Annotated in this window: 18 protein-coding genes and 1 tRNA gene; 10 read left to right on the top strand and 9 right to left on the bottom strand. The window is 33.2% G+C overall.

From position 1 onward, the window contains the following. Window positions 1-163 precede the first annotated feature (163 nt). Complete coding sequence (locus N3Z16_RS07980; protein ID WP_282486087.1) at window positions 164-2,275, top strand: hypothetical protein; 2,112 nt, start codon at window positions 164-166, stop codon at window positions 2,273-2,275. Between the two features lie 43 nt (window positions 2,276-2,318). On the opposite strand, the gene tnpA is transcribed toward N3Z16_RS07980, so the two are convergent. Beyond that, window positions 2,319-2,756: an IS200/IS605 family transposase gene (gene tnpA, locus N3Z16_RS07975; protein ID WP_282485546.1), complete on the bottom strand. Its 438-nt coding sequence runs from the start codon at window positions 2,754-2,756 to the stop codon at window positions 2,319-2,321. A gap of 6 nt (window positions 2,757-2,762) precedes the next feature. On the opposite strand from tnpA, the gene N3Z16_RS07970 reads away from it, so the two are divergent. The 4 genes from N3Z16_RS07970 to N3Z16_RS07955 all read left to right on the top strand — a co-directional run bounded on the left by N3Z16_RS07970 (window position 2,763) and on the right by N3Z16_RS07955 (window position 8,628). Next, entirely contained in the window at window positions 2,763-4,205 is a 1,443-nt protein-coding gene (locus N3Z16_RS07970) for a hypothetical protein (protein WP_282486086.1), read from the top strand. 516 nt (window positions 4,206-4,721) lie between these two features. Then, a complete protein-coding gene (locus tag N3Z16_RS07965; RefSeq protein ID WP_282486085.1) occupies window positions 4,722-5,348 on the top strand; it encodes a 50S ribosomal protein L25/general stress protein Ctc in 627 nt (208 codons plus the stop codon). Between the two features lie 12 nt (window positions 5,349-5,360). After that, the gene (pth, locus tag N3Z16_RS07960; RefSeq protein WP_282486084.1) at window positions 5,361-5,930 is read left to right on the top strand and encodes an aminoacyl-tRNA hydrolase; all 570 of its coding nucleotides are present in this window, start codon (window positions 5,361-5,363) and stop codon (window positions 5,928-5,930) included. A 340-nt stretch (window positions 5,931-6,270) separates the two neighbouring features. After that, window positions 6,271-8,628, top strand: coding sequence for a coiled-coil domain-containing protein (locus N3Z16_RS07955; RefSeq protein ID WP_282486083.1), 2,358 nt, complete (start codon window positions 6,271-6,273; stop codon window positions 8,626-8,628). A 262-nt stretch (window positions 8,629-8,890) separates the two neighbouring features. Here N3Z16_RS07955 and N3Z16_RS07950 read toward each other — a convergent pair. The 8 genes from N3Z16_RS07950 to N3Z16_RS07915 form a co-directional block, all read right to left on the bottom strand. Beyond that, a tRNA-Thr gene (locus N3Z16_RS07950) sits at window positions 8,891-8,965 on the bottom strand. Between the two features lie 179 nt (window positions 8,966-9,144). Beyond that, window positions 9,145-9,486 carry a 30S ribosomal protein S16 gene (rpsP, locus tag N3Z16_RS07945; RefSeq protein WP_223938576.1) on the bottom strand — a complete coding sequence of 114 codons (342 nt, stop codon included), beginning with the start codon at window positions 9,484-9,486 and terminating at the stop codon, window positions 9,145-9,147. A 12-nt stretch (window positions 9,487-9,498) separates the two neighbouring features. Continuing rightward, window positions 9,499-9,672 carry a 50S ribosomal protein L33 gene (rpmG, locus tag N3Z16_RS07940; RefSeq protein WP_223938574.1) on the bottom strand — a complete coding sequence of 58 codons (174 nt, stop codon included), beginning with the start codon at window positions 9,670-9,672 and terminating at the stop codon, window positions 9,499-9,501. Between the two features lie 83 nt (window positions 9,673-9,755). After that, window positions 9,756-10,457: a TraX family protein gene (locus N3Z16_RS07935; RefSeq protein WP_223938572.1), complete on the bottom strand. Its 702-nt coding sequence runs from the start codon at window positions 10,455-10,457 to the stop codon at window positions 9,756-9,758. Beyond that, window positions 10,450-11,979 carry a murein biosynthesis integral membrane protein MurJ gene (murJ, locus tag N3Z16_RS07930; protein ID WP_282486082.1) on the bottom strand — a complete coding sequence of 510 codons (1,530 nt, stop codon included), beginning with the start codon at window positions 11,977-11,979 and terminating at the stop codon, window positions 10,450-10,452. Before murJ ends, N3Z16_RS07935 begins: the two co-directional genes overlap by 8 nt. Window positions 11,980-12,158: 179 nt before the next feature. Next, a complete protein-coding gene (locus N3Z16_RS07925) occupies window positions 12,159-13,517 on the bottom strand; it encodes a PleD family two-component system response regulator (protein ID WP_282486080.1) in 1,359 nt (452 codons plus the stop codon). A gap of 5 nt (window positions 13,518-13,522) precedes the next feature. After that, a complete protein-coding gene (locus N3Z16_RS07920) occupies window positions 13,523-13,900 on the bottom strand; it encodes a response regulator (RefSeq protein ID WP_282486079.1) in 378 nt (125 codons plus the stop codon). A gap of 168 nt (window positions 13,901-14,068) precedes the next feature. After that, a complete protein-coding gene (locus N3Z16_RS07915) occupies window positions 14,069-14,569 on the bottom strand; it encodes a DNA polymerase III subunit chi (RefSeq protein WP_282486078.1) in 501 nt (166 codons plus the stop codon). 26 nt (window positions 14,570-14,595) lie between these two features. Between N3Z16_RS07915 and N3Z16_RS07910 the strand changes: the two genes are divergently transcribed. The 5 genes from N3Z16_RS07910 (at window position 14,596) to N3Z16_RS07890 (ending at window position 21,190) form a co-directional block, all read left to right on the top strand. Continuing rightward, entirely contained in the window at window positions 14,596-15,471 is an 876-nt protein-coding gene (locus tag N3Z16_RS07910; RefSeq protein WP_282486077.1) for a glycosyltransferase family 2 protein, read from the top strand. A gap of 116 nt (window positions 15,472-15,587) precedes the next feature. After that, window positions 15,588-15,875: a co-chaperone GroES gene (groES, locus tag N3Z16_RS07905; protein WP_223938564.1), complete on the top strand. Its 288-nt coding sequence runs from the start codon at window positions 15,588-15,590 to the stop codon at window positions 15,873-15,875. A 31-nt stretch (window positions 15,876-15,906) separates the two neighbouring features. Beyond that, window positions 15,907-17,565 (top strand): chaperonin GroEL, encoded by a 1,659-nt coding sequence (groL, locus tag N3Z16_RS07900; RefSeq protein ID WP_410519613.1) that lies wholly within the window; start codon window positions 15,907-15,909, stop codon window positions 17,563-17,565. A 224-nt stretch (window positions 17,566-17,789) separates the two neighbouring features. Continuing rightward, a complete protein-coding gene (locus N3Z16_RS07895) occupies window positions 17,790-19,889 on the top strand; it encodes an ATP-dependent DNA helicase RecG (RefSeq protein WP_282486076.1) in 2,100 nt (699 codons plus the stop codon). A gap of 110 nt (window positions 19,890-19,999) precedes the next feature. Continuing rightward, the gene (locus N3Z16_RS07890) at window positions 20,000-21,190 is read left to right on the top strand and encodes a tetratricopeptide repeat protein (protein WP_282486075.1); all 1,191 of its coding nucleotides are present in this window, start codon (window positions 20,000-20,002) and stop codon (window positions 21,188-21,190) included. Window positions 21,191-21,807 lie beyond the last annotated feature (617 nt).

Here is a 21,807-nt window from a genome sequence, read left to right as displayed (position 1 = left end):
ATACAGCTATAAGTTATTTTAGGAGTAATAAGTTAAATCAAAGATTTAACTTGACCTTTAAAAGTATTTTTATAATAATCCCCCAGAAGTTATACAACTTAAAGTTAAGATTTTTGATATTTTTAGCATTTAAGATTAAAATAACAGCATACCGGAGAATTTTATGAAACGTGCTTTTTTGCAATTGTTCGAACACAAATCAAGAAATAAGAAACCAGAAGTTACAATAAATCAGGATACTGTCAAAGCTTTAGAGAAAATGATTAGTATTTTGTCTAAGTCACATGATCCTAAATTAACAGGACAAAAGGAAAAAATTACGTTGGCAAAGGAAAAGGCAGAAAAAATAATATCAAGAAAACAACAAAAGAAAAAAGATATAGAACATCTTATTGGCAAAATAAGTCAAAAAAAAATTTTAATCAAAGACTTTAGTAATATTGAAGATTTGAATAACAAAAACACAAAAGAAAGATATAAAAACCTAAAAAATGAAATATCTTCCTTAGAAATAGAACTCCACAAATTAACAACCCCAGAACCATTAAACCCAGTTGAAATGGTTGATGTATTGGGTTCTTTACCGGAGTATTCAACATTAGAGATAGAACCAGATTGGCTTAACGTAATCGATAGCTTATCGGTAAAAATGCCTACAACAAACTTAATTTACATTTCAGATAATTTTGTAGATAAAATTTTTATAAACTACATAAAAAAGGAAATAGTTTTACGAAAAAGTTTCTTAAAAGAATCAACACAAAATTTATCAATAGTTACAAAGCTACCCGATAAAGCAGGTGATCTGGATAACATTTTAGGTGTAGTAAAAAACTTACAGGAAAATTCCAAAAGTGTTTTTACTTGGGATCAAGAATTGTACAGAAGTCAAATAGATGCACTTGCAGAACCTTTGCAATTACTACTTAAAATAAGAGGAAAACTTAAGATTTGGTTAGACGTTGATAAATTTGTACGACAGCACAAAATCACAGACGGATCTCTCGTAAAGATGATTAAGAAAGCAAAATTGCCTGCTGATGGCAGTGGTATATTCGGCTTCCTGGGAGGGCAAGAAGTAAATGATTTAGCTAAATTATTAGATAAGGTAGAACCTTTAACCAAAAATTATTGGTTATTTTATAACACCTTTGTTAACAAAGGTGATAAGGATTTTTTACTTTCGCAGTTAAAAGTATACAAAGAAAGTCTAGTTCAACAAATAAAAGTTGGTTTCGGACGTTTTATAAAAGACACGAACTTGGATAAACAGGCATTATCCAGTGACGGCAGCAATACAATAATAAAAATTGGAAAAAAGTCTTTTCAAAACTCACAACCAAAAAACTTAAGTGAAATTATTGGCTTATTTTTTGATAAACAAGTAAGCTTAATTGTATTAGACTATTTTGGTGATAATACTGCTTTCAGATTAAACAACCATTACCAAAAACAACTAGACTGTACGAATTTAGCGATAAAAATTTTATCTACCCGCACTTATAAAGATATACCTGTAGAGGAATCTGAAACAGTTAGTTTTTATCCTAACTGGCTAAAAGCTGACTTCTTTAGCCATGCTATTAATTTTTTAAATAATTATTTCCAACATGAAACAGATTCTCTCGGTAAAAACAAGATAATAAATATCATTCTAGGATATGTTATAGAGGAGACTATGACGGATACCGAGTTATTATATTTAAGCGATTTAGCACACTATAACTTAGAAAAAAAGCTATTATTTTTACAATCAACAAAAAAGATTCTTAATTTTTGTGAGAGGCGCTTTAATGATGATCAGGTAGGAATTTTAAAAAAAAATTTACAATTTTTAGAACCAATTGAAATTGAGACTCATTGCAGTGAGTTTTTAAAAATTATAGACATAAAAAACATCCCCCTAACGATTATTCTAGAAACAATAGACTTAATTATGGATACAGTTAAATTTTTCAGGTTCGAGAAGATACAAGAACTCAACAACTCTGATAAATCGGTAAAGAAAGAAATTAAAAAAATAGAAAGGCATCTCAGTGAACAAATCGGGCCAAAGATTAAATCTCTTGTAACAACTGCTTTCGATAGGGAAAATGAGTTATTAGATAACTTTAGCTATCTAATTGACTATGAAAAACATAAAAAATCTTCTAAAAAGGCAAGCCCTTTTAAGCTGTTAAGTTTGTTAACTAACCTTTCTAAATATGCCAAATTTTGTCCAGAAAAATTACTTACTCAGAAAAACTTAAATCAACCACTTTCATCTGAGAGATGAAAGTTTGATCTTTGCGACTAGAAGTCGCTTATCAAGCTAAAGCTCATTCTAGCCTAATATTTGAAGTAAAGTCGGTCTCATGAGCGTCAGTGTGTTTGTTGATATATTCGTTAATCATATCATCTGTAACATTACCGCTAGTTGAACTGAAGTATCCTCTGCCCCATAAATGTCTACCCCAGTATTTCTTTTTTAGTATCGGAAATTCTTCCTGTATTCTTTTAGATGATCTTCCCTTAGCTTTCTGAACAAATTCACTAATTTTAATATGCGGAGGAATATTTGCAAATATATGGACATGGTCGCTTGATACAACGCCATTTTCTATCTTTATACTCATTTCCTCAGCTACCTGTAACACTAGTTCCCGAACACGTTTTTTTATGTCGTAAGTAAGTACCTTATAGCGATATTTCGTTATCCATACTATATGATAACGATGATAAAAAACTGAATGTGATCTTTTGTTATAGTAAGTCATAGACTTATGATGCTACCGCATCATGGCGCATTAGACAAGCTAAAGCTTTTCCATCTGGAAGATGGAGGTTTTCACCACCAAAGGGACTATAAAATAATTACACTAAATCAAGATAGCATAATCGAGGAAATTGAGGAAATTAATGATATTGAGTCATACGGCGGCCATGTGCGATTGTCTGATTTTTCTATGGTGTTTGATTATAGTACTAAAACTTCAGTGCTTTTTGAATTAGTTGGTTTAGGGGGCGTAACTAGAGAAATAATTGATAAATTTTTAGCAGAAAAAGTTGATATTAATGCAGAACATGACCGAGAAACTTTACTGAGTTTAATAACTTATCAACTTACCAAAGTGGGTAGAAAAACAGATTTTTCACCAATATCTAGAAAATATGCCGTTGATCCCGAAAAACAGGATCAACTAATTGATACTGCGTTATATCTAATACAAAAAAAAGCAGATATTAATTCAATATCACATAAAACAGGTTTTTTATCCCTACTTTTTAGCATAATACCAATTGAACAAAACCCATATATATATAAAAAATTATTATCTGACAAAGAGGTAATTTCTCAACTAGATTTGCAAGAGGTTGATCCTTGGGGAAGAAACCTGGCTCATTTATTTTGCAAGGATATAGGGGAGGTTTTTTGTAGTAGTACTGATCCGGAATCAGCTAAAATAGAGATTTGTACTATTTTAACAACAATAATAGCCTCAAAAAACACTTGTCACCTTAATAATCAAGATAGATTAGGCAATACACCATGGCATTATTTAGCTTCATCCATAACGACTGATTATGTAAACATCAAAACCGATCATTCTTTTTCACAACTTAAAAACCAGATTGGCCTAAGTATCAAGAATGGAGACGGTGACACACCATTACATATAACTTTTACCCAAAAAGCCGATCCAGCTGCTTTCTATAAATTTGTTCTGACCGATATTTATCCTCCGGCAGAATGGCTAAAGTGTCCAAGGTTAGGCTTAAAAATAAAAAATAATCAACACCAAACTGTTTTAGCTATGATAATTCATACAAACAGCAAGTTAGCTGCCTCAGCAATAAATACTTACATGGCAGTAGTTAATTATAAAATTGATTTAGATGATGGTTGTACATTTGAAACTATACGTAGCAAGGTCGATACATTTCTTAAGGGTATTCCGCAAATCCCTGCTGATGAGATAGGACGAACCAAATACCTAGGAGAAAAGTATGATTCTACCATATACGACAGCCATTCTTCCTGCTCTTCACTGTCCTCTTCTTCCTCAAGTAGCATTCCGCATTATTTTCCTCCTTCTTTCTCTTATTACCCTCTAATTCAAGGAGATAGCGGAATAACAGAAAGAGTAAGGACTGATACTGAATATGACTGCTATTCTAAATCATTACTGATGGGAGATAACAGTGATTTTACTTTGCATAGTTAATATACAAGAACTAAGTAGTGTTCTACATCACGACCTTCTACTCGAGCATTTTAGACCAGATTGGTAATAATTATGCCTAAAATCCAAATTTTTTACGCTTAAAAACCGTTGCAGCTGTAAGAGATTTCAGTTTTCTTGCTTGACTATGGCTCATAATCATAATATTCGGGAATCAAATTTAAGCCAATTTTTAACCTTTAAATGAGTTATCGCTACCAAAAATTAATACTACGATAATCTTTTACGCAGCCTACTTTACTATATTATCGTAATACTCAAAACCTTAGTTTTGGCATATGTTACTTCTCTTCAATTTATGAATGCAACCGAAAGGAGCTTACTAGATGAGAGCATTTTCCGTTTGTATTCGTTTTTTTATTATTGTAATTTGAAGACAAATAATTTACGTTTAAAACCTTAAAAACCTCTTGAATTATTGCTCTGTTAGCTGTATATTACGTACTATTGTAAGGTGCTAGGTGGTTTTATACCAATTGAAAATTAGGAGAAAAAGCAATGAGTGAAGTAGTATCGTTAATAGCTCAAATAAGGGAAGAGGTGGGCACTGGTGCATCTAGATCTCTAAGAAAAAAAGGTATGGTTCCTGCTACTATTTATGGGACTGGCAATAATACTCTATCAATTGCAATTGAAGAAAAAGAAATAACCAAATATTATAGGAAACCACAGTATATGTCTCAGGTATTCCAACTTGAGATCGGTAGCAAAAAGCACAAGGTTTTACCAAAAGATATACAATTAAATCCAATCACTGAGGTAGTAAGCCATGCTGATTTCGTTTTTCTTGGAAATAAAATACAGAAAATGAATATACCTGTTGTTTATTTGAATAATGAAAATAGCATAGGAGTCAAAAGAGGCGGTTATTTTAACACTGTAAGAAGGTTTTTAACTATTCTTTGCCCTGTAGAAAACTTACCAAGAAAAATAGAAATTGATACCATAGATATGCCTATTGGTAAGTCAATTAAAGCTAAAGAAGCGGTTTTACCCGAAGGCGCTAAGTTGTTAGATAATCCAGAATTTGTTATTGCTTCTATTGTTGGTAAGAAAGGCAAAGCTGACGTAGAAGCTGAAGAAACAGCAACGGCAGCGCCAGCAGCAAAATCTAGTACTAAATAAATATTTTAATGGATGTTCTTACTTGTTGGGCTTGGGAATCCCGGAGAGATTTACAGAAAAACTAGGCACAACGCAGGTTTTATGGCGGTAGATTTTATATCTAACCGCTATAATTTTATCTGGAATCATAAATCAAAATTTAATGCGGATATCGCCCTCGGTAGTATAGAAAATTATAAAACAGTTTTTTGTAAGCCGACTACTTTTATGAATTTATCTGGGAACGCTGTTTTACCAGTGATGTCTTATTACAAAATAGAGCGTAGTCAATTAATCGTAATACATGATGATATTGATCTTGAGTTCTGTAAAGTAAAATGCAAGTTTGGTGGGAGTAACGGTGGTCATAACGGGTTGAAATCCATAGACGAAAAACTAGGGCAGGATTATTATAGAATTCGAATTGGCATTGGGAGACCTGTTACTAACGGTTCAGGTATTGCGAATTATGTGTTGACTAACTTTTCTGATACAGAATTGCTTGCTCTTTATAAGAAATATGAAACTATTTTAAAAAACATACACTTGTTATTTTCTTCGGAATTAGAAAATTTTAAAATCCAAATTTCTAAAGATATATAAAGCTTTTATAAACACCTATATTCCGCAATTTTTTCTCAATTAAAGCAATTTTTAGGAATTTCTATCTTCCTAGTTTTTTCTGTAATTGGTTTTAGCACTGTTGTAATACTGTATACTACCCACTTTTTCTGGATATTTTACATTATTATGCTTAATATATAAGTTGTACTTAGTTCAGGTTAACACGTCGTATACCTAAAATACTGCGCTATATAATTTCTAAACCTTAAAGTGAAAAAAGCAATTGATAAGCACCTACTCATCTGCTAGTCTTTCAGCAGAAAGCTATTAAAAAAATAGATGTATATTTTAGCTATTGGCTAAAGTTATTTTGTGGGGAATGATAAAATGTTTTATGGGTAATAATAAAGAGGACTATTTTGAATATATAGATATTATTACTGGTACTATCAGAAGAAAAAGGACTGGATTATTTCCAAGGGATAATGAAAACATATTTATTGCAGATAATAATATTACTATTCCAAAAAGCGTAAAGGATAAGTTGGGGGATAAAATACAAAATGCTCTACCAATTAGTTCAGAAAAGTTCCATTACTCTACCAAAACCTCTCTGCAATCACCAAGCGAGCATAATATTCAGGCACCAGAATATTCTCAAAACACAGAAAAATTGCAACTATCCCCTGCTGACTCATTAGCACCAATAACATTCCTTAATGCTAAAGTTAAATTAGAAGAGGATAAACAGCTAATAGTTAAAAATAATAAGAGTTTGTCTGATGATAGTATTGTAACAGTTGACATACCAGAAACAGCAATAATAACACAAAGGCATGTTAAGGAAAAACTACAAATAATAAAAGATACGGCAGATTCAGGAAAAGGAAATGGATTTCAAGAAATAAAAACAGAGGTAGAGAGGCAAATTTTAGCCGAAGTAGAAAAAGAAACCATAGAACTTGATGAAGAAAATCTACTACAGGAGCAGTTAACACAAAGATTAGCCAGGGAAGAAGAAAAGGAAAGGCAACTACTGGACACAGAGGACCTTGGAGAACTTGAGGAGCAGGGCATAGGAGTGGGAAACCTGGATTTAGAGGTAGCAGAGGAAAGGCACGTGCAGGAACTAGAGCCGCCTTTAGAAGAAGAGGATGATAGGCAACTACTGGACGCAGAGGACCTTGGAGAACTTGAGGAGCATGGCGTAGGAGTGGGAAACCTGGATTTAGAGGTAGCAGAGGAAAGGCAGGCACTGGAGCTGCATGTAGAGGAGGAAGAGGCAAGAAGGTTGGAGCTGCGCGAGGAATATGCGGTGGAATATGTAGAGGTAGAAAACCAGCATTTGCTAGAATTAGGGCAGCATATAGAGGTGGATGCGGAGGAACATGTAGGAATAGGAAACCAGCATGCAGTGGAACACATAGAGCCACATTTAGAAGAAGAGGATGATAGGCAACTACTGGACGCAGAGGACCGTAGAGGACTTGCGGAGCATGGCGTAGGAGTGGGAAACCTGGATTTAGAGGTAGCAGAGGAAAGGCAGGCACTGGAGCTGCATGTAGAGGAGGAAGAGGCAAGAAGGTTGGAGCTGCGCGAGGAATATGCGGTGGAATATGTAGAGGTAGAAAACCAGCATTTGCTAGAATTAGGGCAGCATATAGAGGTGGATGCGGAGGAACATGTAGGAATAGAAAACCAGCATGCAGTGGAACACATAGAGCCACATTTAGAAGAAGAGGATGATAGGCAACTACTGGACGCAGAGGACCGTGGAGGACTTGCGGAGCATGACGTAGGAGTAGAAGACCTGGGTTTAGAGGAGATGGAAGAGGAACAAAGGTTAGCTCGGGAGAGACAAGAGGAAGAGGAAAGAAGGGTTGAACTAGAAAGACAAACGTTAGCTCGGGAAGAGGAAGAGGAAAGGCTAGCCAGAAAGGAAGAAGAAAGAGTAAGACAGCAACAATTGAAAGAACATTATGAGAAACATAATGCGGAAGTTTTAGCAATATTAGCGAGGCAAAAGCAGGAAGAAGGGGAAAGAATAAGACAGCAACAATTAAAAGAATATTATGATAAATATAATGCTGACGTTTTAGCAAGAGTAGAAAGGCAAAAACGGGAAGAAGAGAGGCAAAAACAGCTTCAAAAGTTTAAGGAATATCAGGAACAACAAGTAAGAGAGGTTCTAATTCAGTTAGAGTATAAGAAACAATTAGAAAAACAACGGCTAACTGAAGTATTAGATAAACTAAAAGAAGGAGTAGTGTCATTAGAATTAGCAAATAAACAAGCTACAAAGCTATTACCAGGAGGAATTTTTTTTAAAGAGCATCTGCTTGTGCGAGAAGCAAAAAAACAACTGGGACTACAGAAAGTAGCTTTAGAAAATGGAGTGATACCAGGATTGGAAAAATTAGAAGAACTGGAAGAATTAGTAATTGGAATAACTAGAACAGCAGAAGTAATAACACAAGAAACGCAAAGATTAAGACAAGTAGAAGCAGTGAAAGCAAGAATTAAACTAGAGCAAATAAAAGAACCTTTAATAGTAGAAAAATCCCTTTTGCAAAAGATTAAAGAAAAATTGGGTTGTTGTTTTTCAGCAAATGATCACGAGCCAAAACCAAAAATGATCGAGATGGTTTCCATGCATACTAATGTCCAAGATGAAGAAATATCTGTTGATTCAATAGGAGAACAAGTTCCTGTTAATAGTTCGGTTGAAATTGTATAAATTTATAGTAAGGACCAGTTTTTATACATTTATAAGCTTAAATTACGCGTAGAAGATACTTTATTTAGCAAAATATAACAAAGTGTAGGTTTTTCTTCAATCAATAATAATTTTAAGCGAAAAGTTAAAATTGATAACAAACAATAAAAAATCAATTTTAAAATGTTCCTAGATATTTTCTTTCTATCGTTATCTTTATAACAGATATAAATCCACTTAAGTCACCCATTAAAATCTACTAAAATACTGATCTTAATAAAGGTGGTGCCGGATGTCGGATTCGAACTGACGACCGACCGCTTACAAGGCGGTTGCTCTACCACTGAGCTAATCCGGCTAAGTATTAATATGAAATATTACCTCAAAAATCAAACCTTTCAAGACTTATTATGTAACCTTCAGGTAAGAACAGAAGTTACCAATATAATATAAGAAAACCGCCTAGAAAATATTGCAACTTCTACCACTATAATAATTATGTTAAACTCGCTAAATTTTAACTCTAATTATGGAATGTTAGCTTGCAGTATTCTTTAGCTCTTTTTTAGAAGGCTTTTTAACCTGCCCCTTAACTTTTGCAGCTACTTTCTTTTCAATAGAAGCAGGAAGTTTAATACCGGCAGCCTGAATAAATTTAATAACACGCTCGGTAGGTTGCGCTCCTTGCCCGAGCCAATATTCTATGCGATCTTTCTTAAAAGTTACTCGATTCTCATCATCTTTTTTTAGAAGAGGGTTATAGGTACCGACTTTTTCAATAAAATCGCCGTCTCTTGGAGCACGGGCATCAGCAACTACTACTCTATAATAAGGAACTTTTTTTGCTCCGCCTCTAGCTAAACGAATTTTAACTGCCATAACTTCATTAATTTATTTAATTTTTTCTTCTTTAAACTCTACGTGCTTACGAACTTTTGGATCATATTTTTTAAAAGCAAGCTTTTCTGTTACGGTTTTTGGATTACGTTTTTTTACTAAAAAATACCCTGTACCAGCAGTGCTAACCAGCTTAACCAAAAGATTTTTATTCCTTTTTTTAGACACAACCTAGAAACCTTATTAAAAATAATTTTCGTATAAATATCTTTGTAAAATATAGTTAGAATTCTCAATTAGTCAAGAATAAATTAGCCAACATAATAATATCTCCAGATAAATTCGATAATTAATATATGGAAGCAATAAATCAGTAACGCATGACGTGTTATAGGACTTATATTAAGCGCAACCTTTTTTTCAAAATTGCCATAAGATAACGATAAATACACCATTATTGCAACCACACCACAAAACAATAAATTGGCCTTACTTAAATCAGAAAAATTAACTACTGTATGTAATAAAGAAACATAAGCAATAACAAAAGCAGCAATTTTGAGATCTATAGATTTTGCCTTAACCATATAACCTATAATAATTATTCCTATAACTAATGAACCATAATCAAAAAGATACGAGGCAAATGGAGATAAAATAACCAGAATGATAAAATGCAACCATCCTTTTGTTAAACTGTGAAACTGCTTCTGAAAAAGAGAAAGGTAAAGTTGTCCTAAAAAAAGAGAGATTAAAATATTTGCAGGAAAAAAAGATTCAATTATAAAAATTGTAGATACTAAGTATAATATCACTCCATAAAACAGTATATAAAAATTTACTGAATTTTTAAAGTTATAACCCACAAAAAACCCGAATATGGGCATAGCGTACCTACCTACCATCCTTAATGCCATCATTTCAGGAAAAAAATACCCCCCTAAATGATCCACAACCATTGTAACTATTGCTCCTAGCTTCAGCAAATCTTGATAATTTGTTTGCTTACCCATGAGCTTTTTTCATGAAAATTAAGTGTAGTTTAAAAAAGTACAATATTAGCATGTAAACCATACCAGCTATAAAAATATTAAAAAACAATGCTAAAGTTTTGATAAACAAATTGTCAGAATAATATAAATCTTGGCAAAAATAATTAGAAAGAAATAACACTAACATCATCACAAAAGCACTTACTCCTATTTTGTAAATACAGTGTTTAGTCTTAGTAAAAATTTTAAAATCTCCACAATTTTCTGCATATTTATTCAATAATCCAACATTATACCAAGCAGCAATACTAGAACCCATAGCAATGCCTACATGGCCAAACGGAATCATTAACACTATATTAAGAAATGTATTAACAAGCAAAGAATAAATAGTAATACGCATAGGAGTTTTAGTATCTCCATGAGCATAAAAAATAGGCGTTAATATTTTTGCTATTACAAAAGCCGGTAACCCTAGCGAAAATGCAGCAAGTGCATTTGCTGTTTTAATCGTATCCTCGGAAACAAAAACCCCTCTCTCATATATTAAATGAATAATAGGATTTGCTAACACAAACAACCCTATTGTAGCTGGAACAGAAAGGACAAGAGATATAATTATTGCATTATTTTGTAAATTATTAGCGCTTGTAATATCTTTCTTTTGATAAATTTGGGAGAGTTCCGGCAATAAAATAGTGCCAAAAGTTACACCAATAATAGCAAGGGGAAGCTGATATAACCTTTCAGCATAAGATAAGATTGAAACAGCACCAGGAATAAAACTAGCAATAGATTGTGATACGAATAAATTAACCTGCTGAGCACCAGAACTCATAGCGGCAGGTCCCATATTTTTAAGCAATTTTGTTACATCAGGATCATTACAAAAGTTAAGAGACGGAGAAAAGGTTAATCTTGCTTTAGATACATAAAACCACATAAAAGCGACTTGTAAAACCCCTGCCAGAATTAGCGAATAAGATATGGCAAAATGAGCTGTTAATTTACCCTCAAAAAAATAAGTAAATAATATAACACACACATTCATAATTACTGGAGTAAAAGCAAAAGCAGCAAAGTTTTTAACCGAATTTAACATACCGCCTAATATCGCAGTAATTGATATAAAAACTAAATAAGGAGTTGTTATCCTGCACAGTAAAACTGCCAGCTCATACTTTTCCGATACTTCATAAAAACCAGGAGCGATTATAGCCATAAGGTAGGGCATTGCTGCCTGCATTATAAGAGTTAATAGAATAAGTACAATGGGTAATAAGGTTAATACTTCCCCGCTGAACTTGCGCCCTGACTCTCTAGATTCTAGTAATTTTTGACTAAAAATAGGAATAAAAACTATCGATAAAGCGCCCTCCCCGAAAATTCTTCTAAATAAATTAGGGAATTTAAAAGCAACATTCACGCAATCTGCAATAGCACTTGATCCAAAAGTTGCCGCAATAAATAACTCCCTGGCTAAGCCGAAAATTCTGGAAAGCATGGTAAAAAAAGCAACAATAATTCCAGATTTTAATAACATTATAAGATATTTTTAGGTTCAGATTAATTAGATGAGCAATAAGAAGAATAAGTAAACATATTATAATTAAGTTATTCTAAAAATAATTTAAAAGCTGAAAATTATAAACTGCTGTATCGGTTTCTGTATTTCCTCTTAGACGAAATTTACATATTAAAAAAAGATACATACAGGAAAGCTCACTTACTCGCAACTACTTTATTTCTTCCTGTTTCTTTTGCTTCGTATAAAGCCTTGTCAGCTTTGCTAATAAATTCCTCTACAGTATCACCTTGATGATATTCGGCTACACCTATGGAAATTGTTTTATGTATAACACTTACCTGCGCTGGAATGGTAAATTCTGTTCCTTCTATTAGACTACGTGTTTTTTCAGCTACTGGAAGGCAGTTTTGTAGATCAATATTATTTAGTAGGACTATAAATTCTTCCCCTCCATATCTTGCTATTAGATCTGTAACCCTAAAGGAAGATTTTAATGTAGATGCTAAGGTTTTTAGAACAGCATCACCAGCTGGATGACCGTAAGTATCATTAACTTGCTTAAAGTGATCTACATCAAACATCATAATACAAACTGGTTTATTGGTTTCTTTGCTCTTCTCCACTATTTGCCTGACATGAATATCAAAATACCTTCTGTTAAATACGCCAGTTAAGCCGTCTTTTGTTGACAGATCAACACTTTCTTCCAGCTCGGCACGTAAATCATCTTGATAACGTTTTCTTCTAAGTTGAGTTTTAACCCTTGCTTTTAATTCACTTTTATCAACAGGGTACATAAAATAATCGTTAACCCCGAGTTCCATACCTTTAATAACTATAGCTATATCTTCTTCTTCAGCAAGCATCATAACTGCTGAATGTTTTAAAACTGGTTTTGTACGAAGCATTACAGCAACTCGAAGGGGATCAGCAGTACTTATTTGACAGCTTATAATTACAATATCAGGGATAAATGCACCCAGACTATCAACTTCATTTGGCGATGTTAAAACCTTAACTTGACTGGAAATTTCAGAAAGATTATCTTTAATATTCTTTGCCTGAACCAAATCATCATCAAGTAACAATATTTTACTCTCAGAAAAATCATCTTTCAGTTCGACAACAGTAGCCCCAAGTTCAGCGTTAATATTATTCCTAAGCTTTAATTCATCGATTACAGTTTTCATTCGAGCCAAAGATTTTACCCTAACAAAAAGCGCAGTATCATTGATTGGTTTGGTAAGGAACTCATCTGCTCCTGCTTCTAGTCCTTTTACTCTATCCTCAATATCGGAGAGAGCAGTAACCATAACTACAGGTATATGAGTTGTTTCGGGGTTTTGTTTAATCTTTCTACATGTTTCAAAGCCGTCCATTCCCGGCATCATTACATCTAGCAAAACGATATCTATCCTGTTTTGAGCTAACATTTCAAGTGCTGCAACCCCGTTGCTTGCAGTAAATACAGTATAATATTCTGCCAATAATTTAGCTTCTAATAATTTAACATTAGGTTCTAAATCGTCTACTACTAATATTGTGGCAGTCATAATATTTAAACAGTATTATTATTACTTATAAACCTTTCCACAGAAAAAAAGAAATTGTCAATAGATACTGGTTTTGAAAGGTATAAATCACAACCAGACTCTGAAATCCTCATTACTTCATTTTTCATAGCAAATGCAGTTATAACTATAATGGGGATTTTATTTGTTTTGGGATTATTTTTTAAAATTTTTATTAAATCTAAACCTGAAACATCAGCTAATTGTATATCCATCAATATAAGATCCGGTAACTGCTCAATAACAATTTCCAATATATTGAAACCATCTTTTGAAAGAATAACCTCATGATCTTTTATCGTTAATAAGTCGCAAAATAACTTTAAGTTTAACTCGTTATCTTCAACTACTAAAACTTTTGCCATCACCGGTAAAAAATTATTTTAATAAATATTAAATAACTATTGTTATTTAAACCCTACCATAACCCTATTATAATAGGATATCATAATCTAACTAAGGTTAATTTGCTTCCTAATTATACCAATCTACGCTTTTTAAATTATAATGTGGCCTTATTGCTATTCCCTAGTTCAATTATCCTGTAATACGTTACGTTGAACATGCCATGCGTTATTATCACTTTGTATATAAAAATCAAGTCTAAAATTATGGAGTGATGATTTAACGATTATGTTATTTATATCCTGGTTTGATAGCAAATTAACGTTATCATACAGTAAAAATAACCGTTCACATTTATTCACATCAAAATTTGCATTTACCGAGAGAACAGACAAGATTTTACTTTCATCGGGGTTAATTATTACCATGCTTGATGAATTATTAAAGTTTTTTAACTCAGAACCAATTAAAATGGGTTGTTTTTCCGGCCATGTATCGTATATAGTTCCATGCGGGATAAATTGCTTTCTAGAATATATCCATAGAACTGTGTCCAGTTCAAAAGCCTGTTCTTTGCTGTTTGTATAGACAAATACCTTAATAGCGCTATGATAGTATTTTTCTGCAAGGTTACAAAATGCTCTTGAGAGTTTTTCTGGTGTGGTTTTATAACAGCTAATTTTAATCATTTCTTGTGTAATATAGTAACTTTAATATGCCAAAATGTACTTATATAGTTCTTTTAAAGGATAATGAGAATAACATTCCTTACTTAATAGAATCACTAAAAAGGACAACTGGCTCTTTTACAAAAGAGTTTATCATCATTGATGACGGTTCAAAAGACAAATCTTTAACTACCGTTAAATTGGCCGTTAATGATTTACCAAGAACAACTATTATTACTCAGCAAACTCAAGGGCCAGCAATAAGTGTAAATAAAGCTGTTAATCTAGCCACAGGAGACTACGTTCATTTTGTAGAAGGTAATGAGATTTTACATCCAGAATCAACTATGATAATGATCGATTCATGTAGGAAATTTGGAGCAGAAGTTGCTTGTATAAGGCTGGGGGAAGCAGCAAACGAAAAAAATTTTACTAAAAATTTATCTATCCAGCCAAGGTTAATTCAAGCACCGATAACCCAAATTCTCTTAAACAAAATCAAACCGTTAAGGAATATTGGAGGGGCTGGAAGTTTAGTAAAAAGAAACTTACTTGAAAAAACTGGCAAGGCCGACAGCAGCATTTACTGCCAGACTATGTCGATGTCGCTGAGATGTGCTAAATATAGTAATTTTGTTTTTGTTAATAACGTATTATCTCTGAAACAAAAAGAAAATACAGAACTCGATAAAAAATTTGGATCTTATAATAATTTAAGAGCAATCTATAATTTTGCTAGCAGCCATCATGAAATTTGCCAAACCATTATCCCAGAATTGCTACAACATCTTAGCTTGGAAATGTTATCCCAAAAACTAAAGGTTAGATATTATTTGCAGTCAATTAGGGCAAAATATACTACATCGCTGCTACTAGATGAAGTGCTTGAATTTTATAAAACCGAATATGAAAAATTATTTTAAAAAATTATTTTTTATAAGTACTTGAACTATCATCTTTAAAGCATATATAAACAGCACAAGCTTAGTTCCAGCTAAAGCTAAGCGTTTTTGGTTAACTTAAATTAATGAGGTTCAAAATGAATTTTACACCATTGCACGATCGTGTTGCGATTAAACCTATGGACCAAGAAGAAAAAACTCTTGGAGGTATAATTATTCCTGATACTGCAAAAGAAAAGCCTATGCAGGGAAAAGTTATTGCAGTCGGTAAAGGAACTAAGGACAAAGACGGTAATCTTATCCCCCTTGATGTAAAAGTAGGAGACAAAGTACTTTATGGTAAATGGGGTGGAACAGAAGTGAAAGTAAATGGTCAGGAATTCATTATTATGAAAGAATCTGACATTATGGGAATAATAAATTAAGTAACTAACATTTTACAAGGAGTAATACATTATGGCTAAACAAATAAAATACGGTACAAAAGCCCGTGAAGAAATGATTAAAGGGGTGGATTTTCTGGCCAATGCTGTTAAAGTTACTTTAGGCCCAAAAGGACGTCACGTTGCGATAGAACAATCCTTTGGTGCTCCACGAGTAACAAAAGACGGGGTTACTGTAGCTAAAGCTATAGAATTAAAAGACCCAGAACAGAATTTAGGCGCTCAATTAGTGAAATCTGTTGCAAGTAAAACAGCAGATGTAGCAGGTGATGGTACAACAACTGCTACTATCTTAACACAAGCAATAGTTAAAGAAGGCAATAAAGCAGTAGCTGCAGGATTTAACCCTATGGATCTTAAAAGAGGCATTGATATTGCAGTTGCAGAAGTGCTTGAGTCAATCAAAAAATCCAGTAAACCTATAAGTAGCCACGAGGAAATAGCTCAAGTAGGAACTATTTCTGCTAACGGAGACAAAGAAATAGGTGAGCAAATAGCGCTTGCTATGAAAAAAGTCGGTAAAGAAGGAGTTATAACTGTAGAAGAAGCGAAGAATTTTGGCTTTGAAGTTGATGTAGTAGAAGGTATGATGTTCGATAGAGGTTATCTCTCTCCATACTTCGTAACAAATTCTGAAAAGATGATAGTGGAGCTTGATAATCCTTACATTCTTATTTTCGAGAAAAAACTTTCTTCCCTACAACCAATGTTACCTGTTCTTGAAGCTGTTGTTCAGTCTTCTAGACCGTTATTAATTATCGCTGAGGATGTTGAAGGTGAAGCACTTGCCGCATTAGTCGTTAACAAACTCCGTGGTGGGCTAAAAGTAGCTGCAGTAAAAGCTCCTGGATTTGGAGATAGAAGAAAATCTATGCTTGAAGATATTGCAGTTCTAACTAATGGACAATTAATCAGTGATGATCTTGGCATGAAACTTGATAATGTAACTATTTCAATGCTAGGTAGTGCTAAAAAAGTCAAAATTTCCAAAGAAGATACTGTAATTGTTGAAGGCGCTGGCGCTAAAGTAGATATTGAATCAAGATGCGCACAGATTCGCAAACAAATAGAAGAAACCACTTCTGATTATGATAAGGAAAAACTACAAGAAAGACTGGCAAAACTTGTTGGTGGTGTTGCGGTTCTTAAAGTCGGTGGTGCAACTGAAATCGAAGTTAAAGAAAGAAAAGACCGCGTTGATGATGCTCTTCATGCAACCAGAGCAGCCGTAGAAGAGGGTATTGTCCCTGGTGGTGGCGTTACTCTGTTTTATGCTGCTAGAGCTTTGGAGGATGTAAAAGGAACTAACGATGATCAACAAGCCGGTATAAACATCGTCAAAAAAGCTCTTCAATCGCCTGCAAGGCAAATTGCTGAAAATTCAGGAGTAGATGGAGCTATTGTTGCTGGCAAATTAACTGAAAGTAAATCAATTACTTTTGGTTTTAATGCCCAAGAGATGGAGTATGTTGATATGTTCAAAGCTGGTATTATCGATCCTACCAAGGTAGTTAGAACAGCTTTGCAAGATGCAGCCTCCGTTGCTTCGTTAATCATTACTACCGAATCTATCATTACTACTGATCCTACTAATAAAGAGGATGCACCAGCTGCTGGCGGCGGAATGGGTGGTATGGGCGGAATGGGTGGCATGGGCGGAATGGGCTTTTAACCGCACGTAGCCAATTTATTCTTAACTAGAACAAAAAAAACAAAAAGAGATTGCTTTTATAAAAGCAATCTCTTTTTGTTTTTATCCTGGAGTTAAACTAGAATAAGGTCTAAAAAACACTAATTCTTATTTAACTAGTGTAGAAGAAGTTTTATCATAACTTTTGGTATTAGTTTTATATAAAACTAATATTATAGCCTCCAACGGCAGGAACAAATTTAAATATGTACGATATATTTTTTCAGCAGGTTAAGTCATTATTGCACCTATCAGAACCGGCTCAAAAAGCTCTCAAACGCCTTAAAATCGCTAATCTGAGGGATTTGCTTTTTTACAAACCGATTGCTTATAACTTTATTAAAATAAACCCTGACCTAACAAAAGTAAAAAATGGTGAGCTAATTCAAACAGAAGTAACAATAGATGATGTACTTCGCCCTTCTTCAAAACGGTCTCCACTTAAGATTAAGGTTTCTAATACTACAGGGACGATTATTCTGGTTTTTTTTAGTAAAATTCATCCGTTCATTTTTAGCAAATTAAGAGTCGGTCAGAAATATATTGTTACCGGTAAAGTAGAAATTTTTGACCATTCTTTACAAATAAGCCATCCGGAATTTATATTTAAACAAAATTTAACTACGCCTGTAATGCCTGTCTATCCACTTACTTACGGTATAGTAAACAAGCAATTATACAGTTATATCAGGGAAGCTATTAGCATTCTAGAAAATGCTATTAATACAAAGAAGTCTTTCTCTGAACAAAAAATAGAAGAAAGAAAATATATAGATGAATTACTCAGCGAGATCAAAAATTTACACCTAATTGGCTATTCGGGGGCAAATTATGATATTGAAAGAAATATAAGTTTGAATATACAAAAACTAGCAGAGAGAGAATTGTTTGCCAATCAGGCATCATTGGTAAAAATTAAAACCGAAGAACAAAAGAGACAGGGCAGATCATTTCCTTCAAACCATGAGTTACATAAATTAGTTCTAGAAAAGCTTGGTTTCGAGTTAACCGAAGGCCAATTAAAGGCAATTAAGGAGATAGAAGCTGACCAATTTGCTGATATACAAATGATGCGTATGTTGCAAGGAGACGTGGGCTCTGGAAAAACACTAGTGGCCCTTCTGACGATGTTAAATGTCGTAAACTCAGGAACACAAACAGCATTAATGACCCCAACCGACTTGCTAAGTGCTCAGCACTATCAATTTTTCTGTAGTGCTTTAGAAAACACTACAATTAAAGTTGAGTTACTAACAGGCAAAACTCCGGTAAAACATCAACTACAATTAAAAAAAGATTTAGCAGACGGTAAGGTGGATATATTAATTGGCACTCATGCTTTATTTCAAAAAGGCGTAGAATTTAAGGATTTAGGATATATTATTATTGATGAACAGCATAGGTTTGGCGTTGAACAAAGACTAGAATTAATCAAAAAAGCTTCCCATCCCGATGTACTTGTTATGACAGCTACCCCTATCCCACGGAGTTTAACTTTAACGATGTTCGGAGATATGAGCGTCTCCCAACTTAAAACTAAACCACGCAACCGCTTACCTATAATTACCTCTGCAATTTCTAGCGAAAAAAGATTCGAAGTTATCACCTCACTAAATAAAAAATTACAACTAGGAGAAAAAATTTATTGGGTATGTCCTTTAATCGATAAATCAGATGAAACATTAAAAACGATTTTTTCTGAAGAAGAAAATCCAGATCTTTCTTTATTTTCTGACGTAAGCACCAGATTTATTGAACTAGATAAGGCGTATCCCAACCAGGTTGCTATGATCCACGGAAAAATGAAAGCAGCGCTTAAAGATCAGGTAATGCAGGAGTTTAAAAACGGTAAAGTTCGTATATTGGTTGCAACAACAGTTATTGAAGTGGGTATTGATGTTCCGGATAGCAATTTGATTATTATCGAAAATGCTGAAAAATTTGGCCTTGCCCAGCTTCATCAACTAAGAGGTAGAGTAGGACGAGGAAGCAAACAATCTTATTGTTTACTTATGTATAACCCAAAAAAATTATCCAAATTTGCTAGGGAAAGGCTTAAAATCATGAGAGAAAGTAACGATGGTTTCTATATTGCTGAACAGGACCTGGTACTAAGAGGCGGAGGGGAAATCTTAGGTACTAAGCAGAGCGGTGAACCTGTTTTCTTTTTTGCGGATCTTACCAGAGATTTAAGAATTTTACTACATGCAAATAATCTTATAAAATCACTCGAAATAAATAAGTTTATTGATTTTCAAATTACCCTATTTGCCAGAAATAATCAGGAACTGATTAAAAGTGGATGATACAATTATAGGTTATAAATTTTATAATTATTTATTTTTTAGTTGACAATATTACTAAATTATCCTAAATAAAGGCATTATTTCCTGTTTTTATTAATCAATAATTAATTATGTCAAAGTCAACACGGAAGCGTAAGGGAGAAGAAATAGCCAGCTTATACCCTATAGAGTTAGAAACTTATTTAAGTACAGGTTATTCTAATTATAAGCTTGGGAAGTTCAGAGAAGCAATTGATAGTTTTGAGAAAGTAACCAAAATTGATCCTAATCACATAAAAACCCATTTTTATTTAGGACATTCCAACCTCCGCCTTAGTAAATTTTCTGAGGCTACTAAGCATTTTGAGAAAGTGATAGATTTGAATCCTAAATATATAGATGCTTATTACGCCTTAGGTGGGATTTATTTTAAGCTTGGTAATTTTCCTGAGGTAATTAAGAATTTTGGAGAATTGATAAAATTAAAACCTAATCATGATGATGCTCATCAAGTTCTAGGTAGTAGTTACTTAAAAATTGGTGATTTGTATAATGCAATTATGCACTTTACAAAAGCAGCATCATTAAATCCTCTGAAGTTTACTGATTGTTATCTTACTAGTCTCGCAAAGATAAAAAATCCTGATTTTAAAAACTTAACAACTATTAGTAAATCTTTACAGCAAGTTATTGCTTCTAACAAAACAATTTTGAAGGAAACAGCTGACGAATCTACTTTAAGTAAGGTTAATTTTAACATAGCGGAGGCTCTTGCTTTTTTACATAAATTAGGGTTTTCCGAAGAAAGTGAATTTTTAAAACACGCTGCAGATTATTATTTCAGATGTGGAACTGTTGTTGCTCTTGAAAAAATTATTAATCACGATCCGCAAGATACTCTCAAACTGCACTATAAAGCCCATTATGAAAGAGGGAATATTGCTTTTACAAACAAAGACTACAACACCGCATTATCCTATTACGAGCAGGTTTTAAAGGTTATGCCTAGTTTTATTGATGCTTATATTCATGCATCTTTATCTTGTATAGAGATTGGTAAGAATGGAGATGGAATATCTATTTTAATAAGTGAAAGAAGTTCTTGGTACTTGAGCCAAGCTAGAAAATATCTCCCTAGTTTACTGAAAGCTATTGATGAAGGATTAACCGAGGAGCTAGATAAATCAATAAAAAAACCTATAGAAATAGTAAATCTGATCTTTAATTATTATGTAGGAGATGGTGGTGCAGAATTTGTATCCGGATCAGAACACGTAATCAAAGAGGTAATGGGATTAGTTGGAGAAGAAACTTCAATTTAACCAATTAATGATACTAAAAATTATTATGTAAATAGTATATAGTGCCAGTATCCTATTATTATTGTTATATAATTTTGCTTCTATTAAGCTTGCTCTGAGAGACTGTTTTATTGCTGTTATTTGCGATCAAACCTTTCTTGCTATCTAATTCTTTTAAAAAGTCATCGAAGTGAGAGTATATTTCTGTAAAATCCATTTTCATAGGTTATTTCTATTATTTTGTGAAATGAAGTAACCTATAACCTAGTTCTTTACTGCTGTACAGCCATCTTTCTAATGCGAAACTCGCGTTATATAAACAAATCCTAGGCAATGACTTCTACCTTTATAACCCTCGTAATTCTTAAACTCCAAGGGTTACGAGGGTTTTTATGTTTAATATTCTGTGGTGTTAATTTTATTTCAGATAATAAAAAATATAAATAACCTTATAAAAGCTACTATTCAAATTGCAGGATAAATAGAAAAAAAGCCGAAGTTTCGTTTTAAACTAGCCATAAAAAAATCAACACAAAAATACACTTAGCAAGGATTATAGCTATACAGTTTTTTGACCTACAATAACTTCTCATTATTATTAACAAGAAAAAGCCTGGAGGTTCTCAAAAATAAACAAA

The sequence above is a fragment of the Candidatus Megaera polyxenophila genome, assembly GCF_029982035.1.
Lineage (GTDB): Bacteria > Pseudomonadota > Alphaproteobacteria > Rickettsiales > Rickettsiaceae > Megaera > Megaera polyxenophila.
This window is presented reverse-complemented; position numbering and strand designations above follow the sequence as displayed.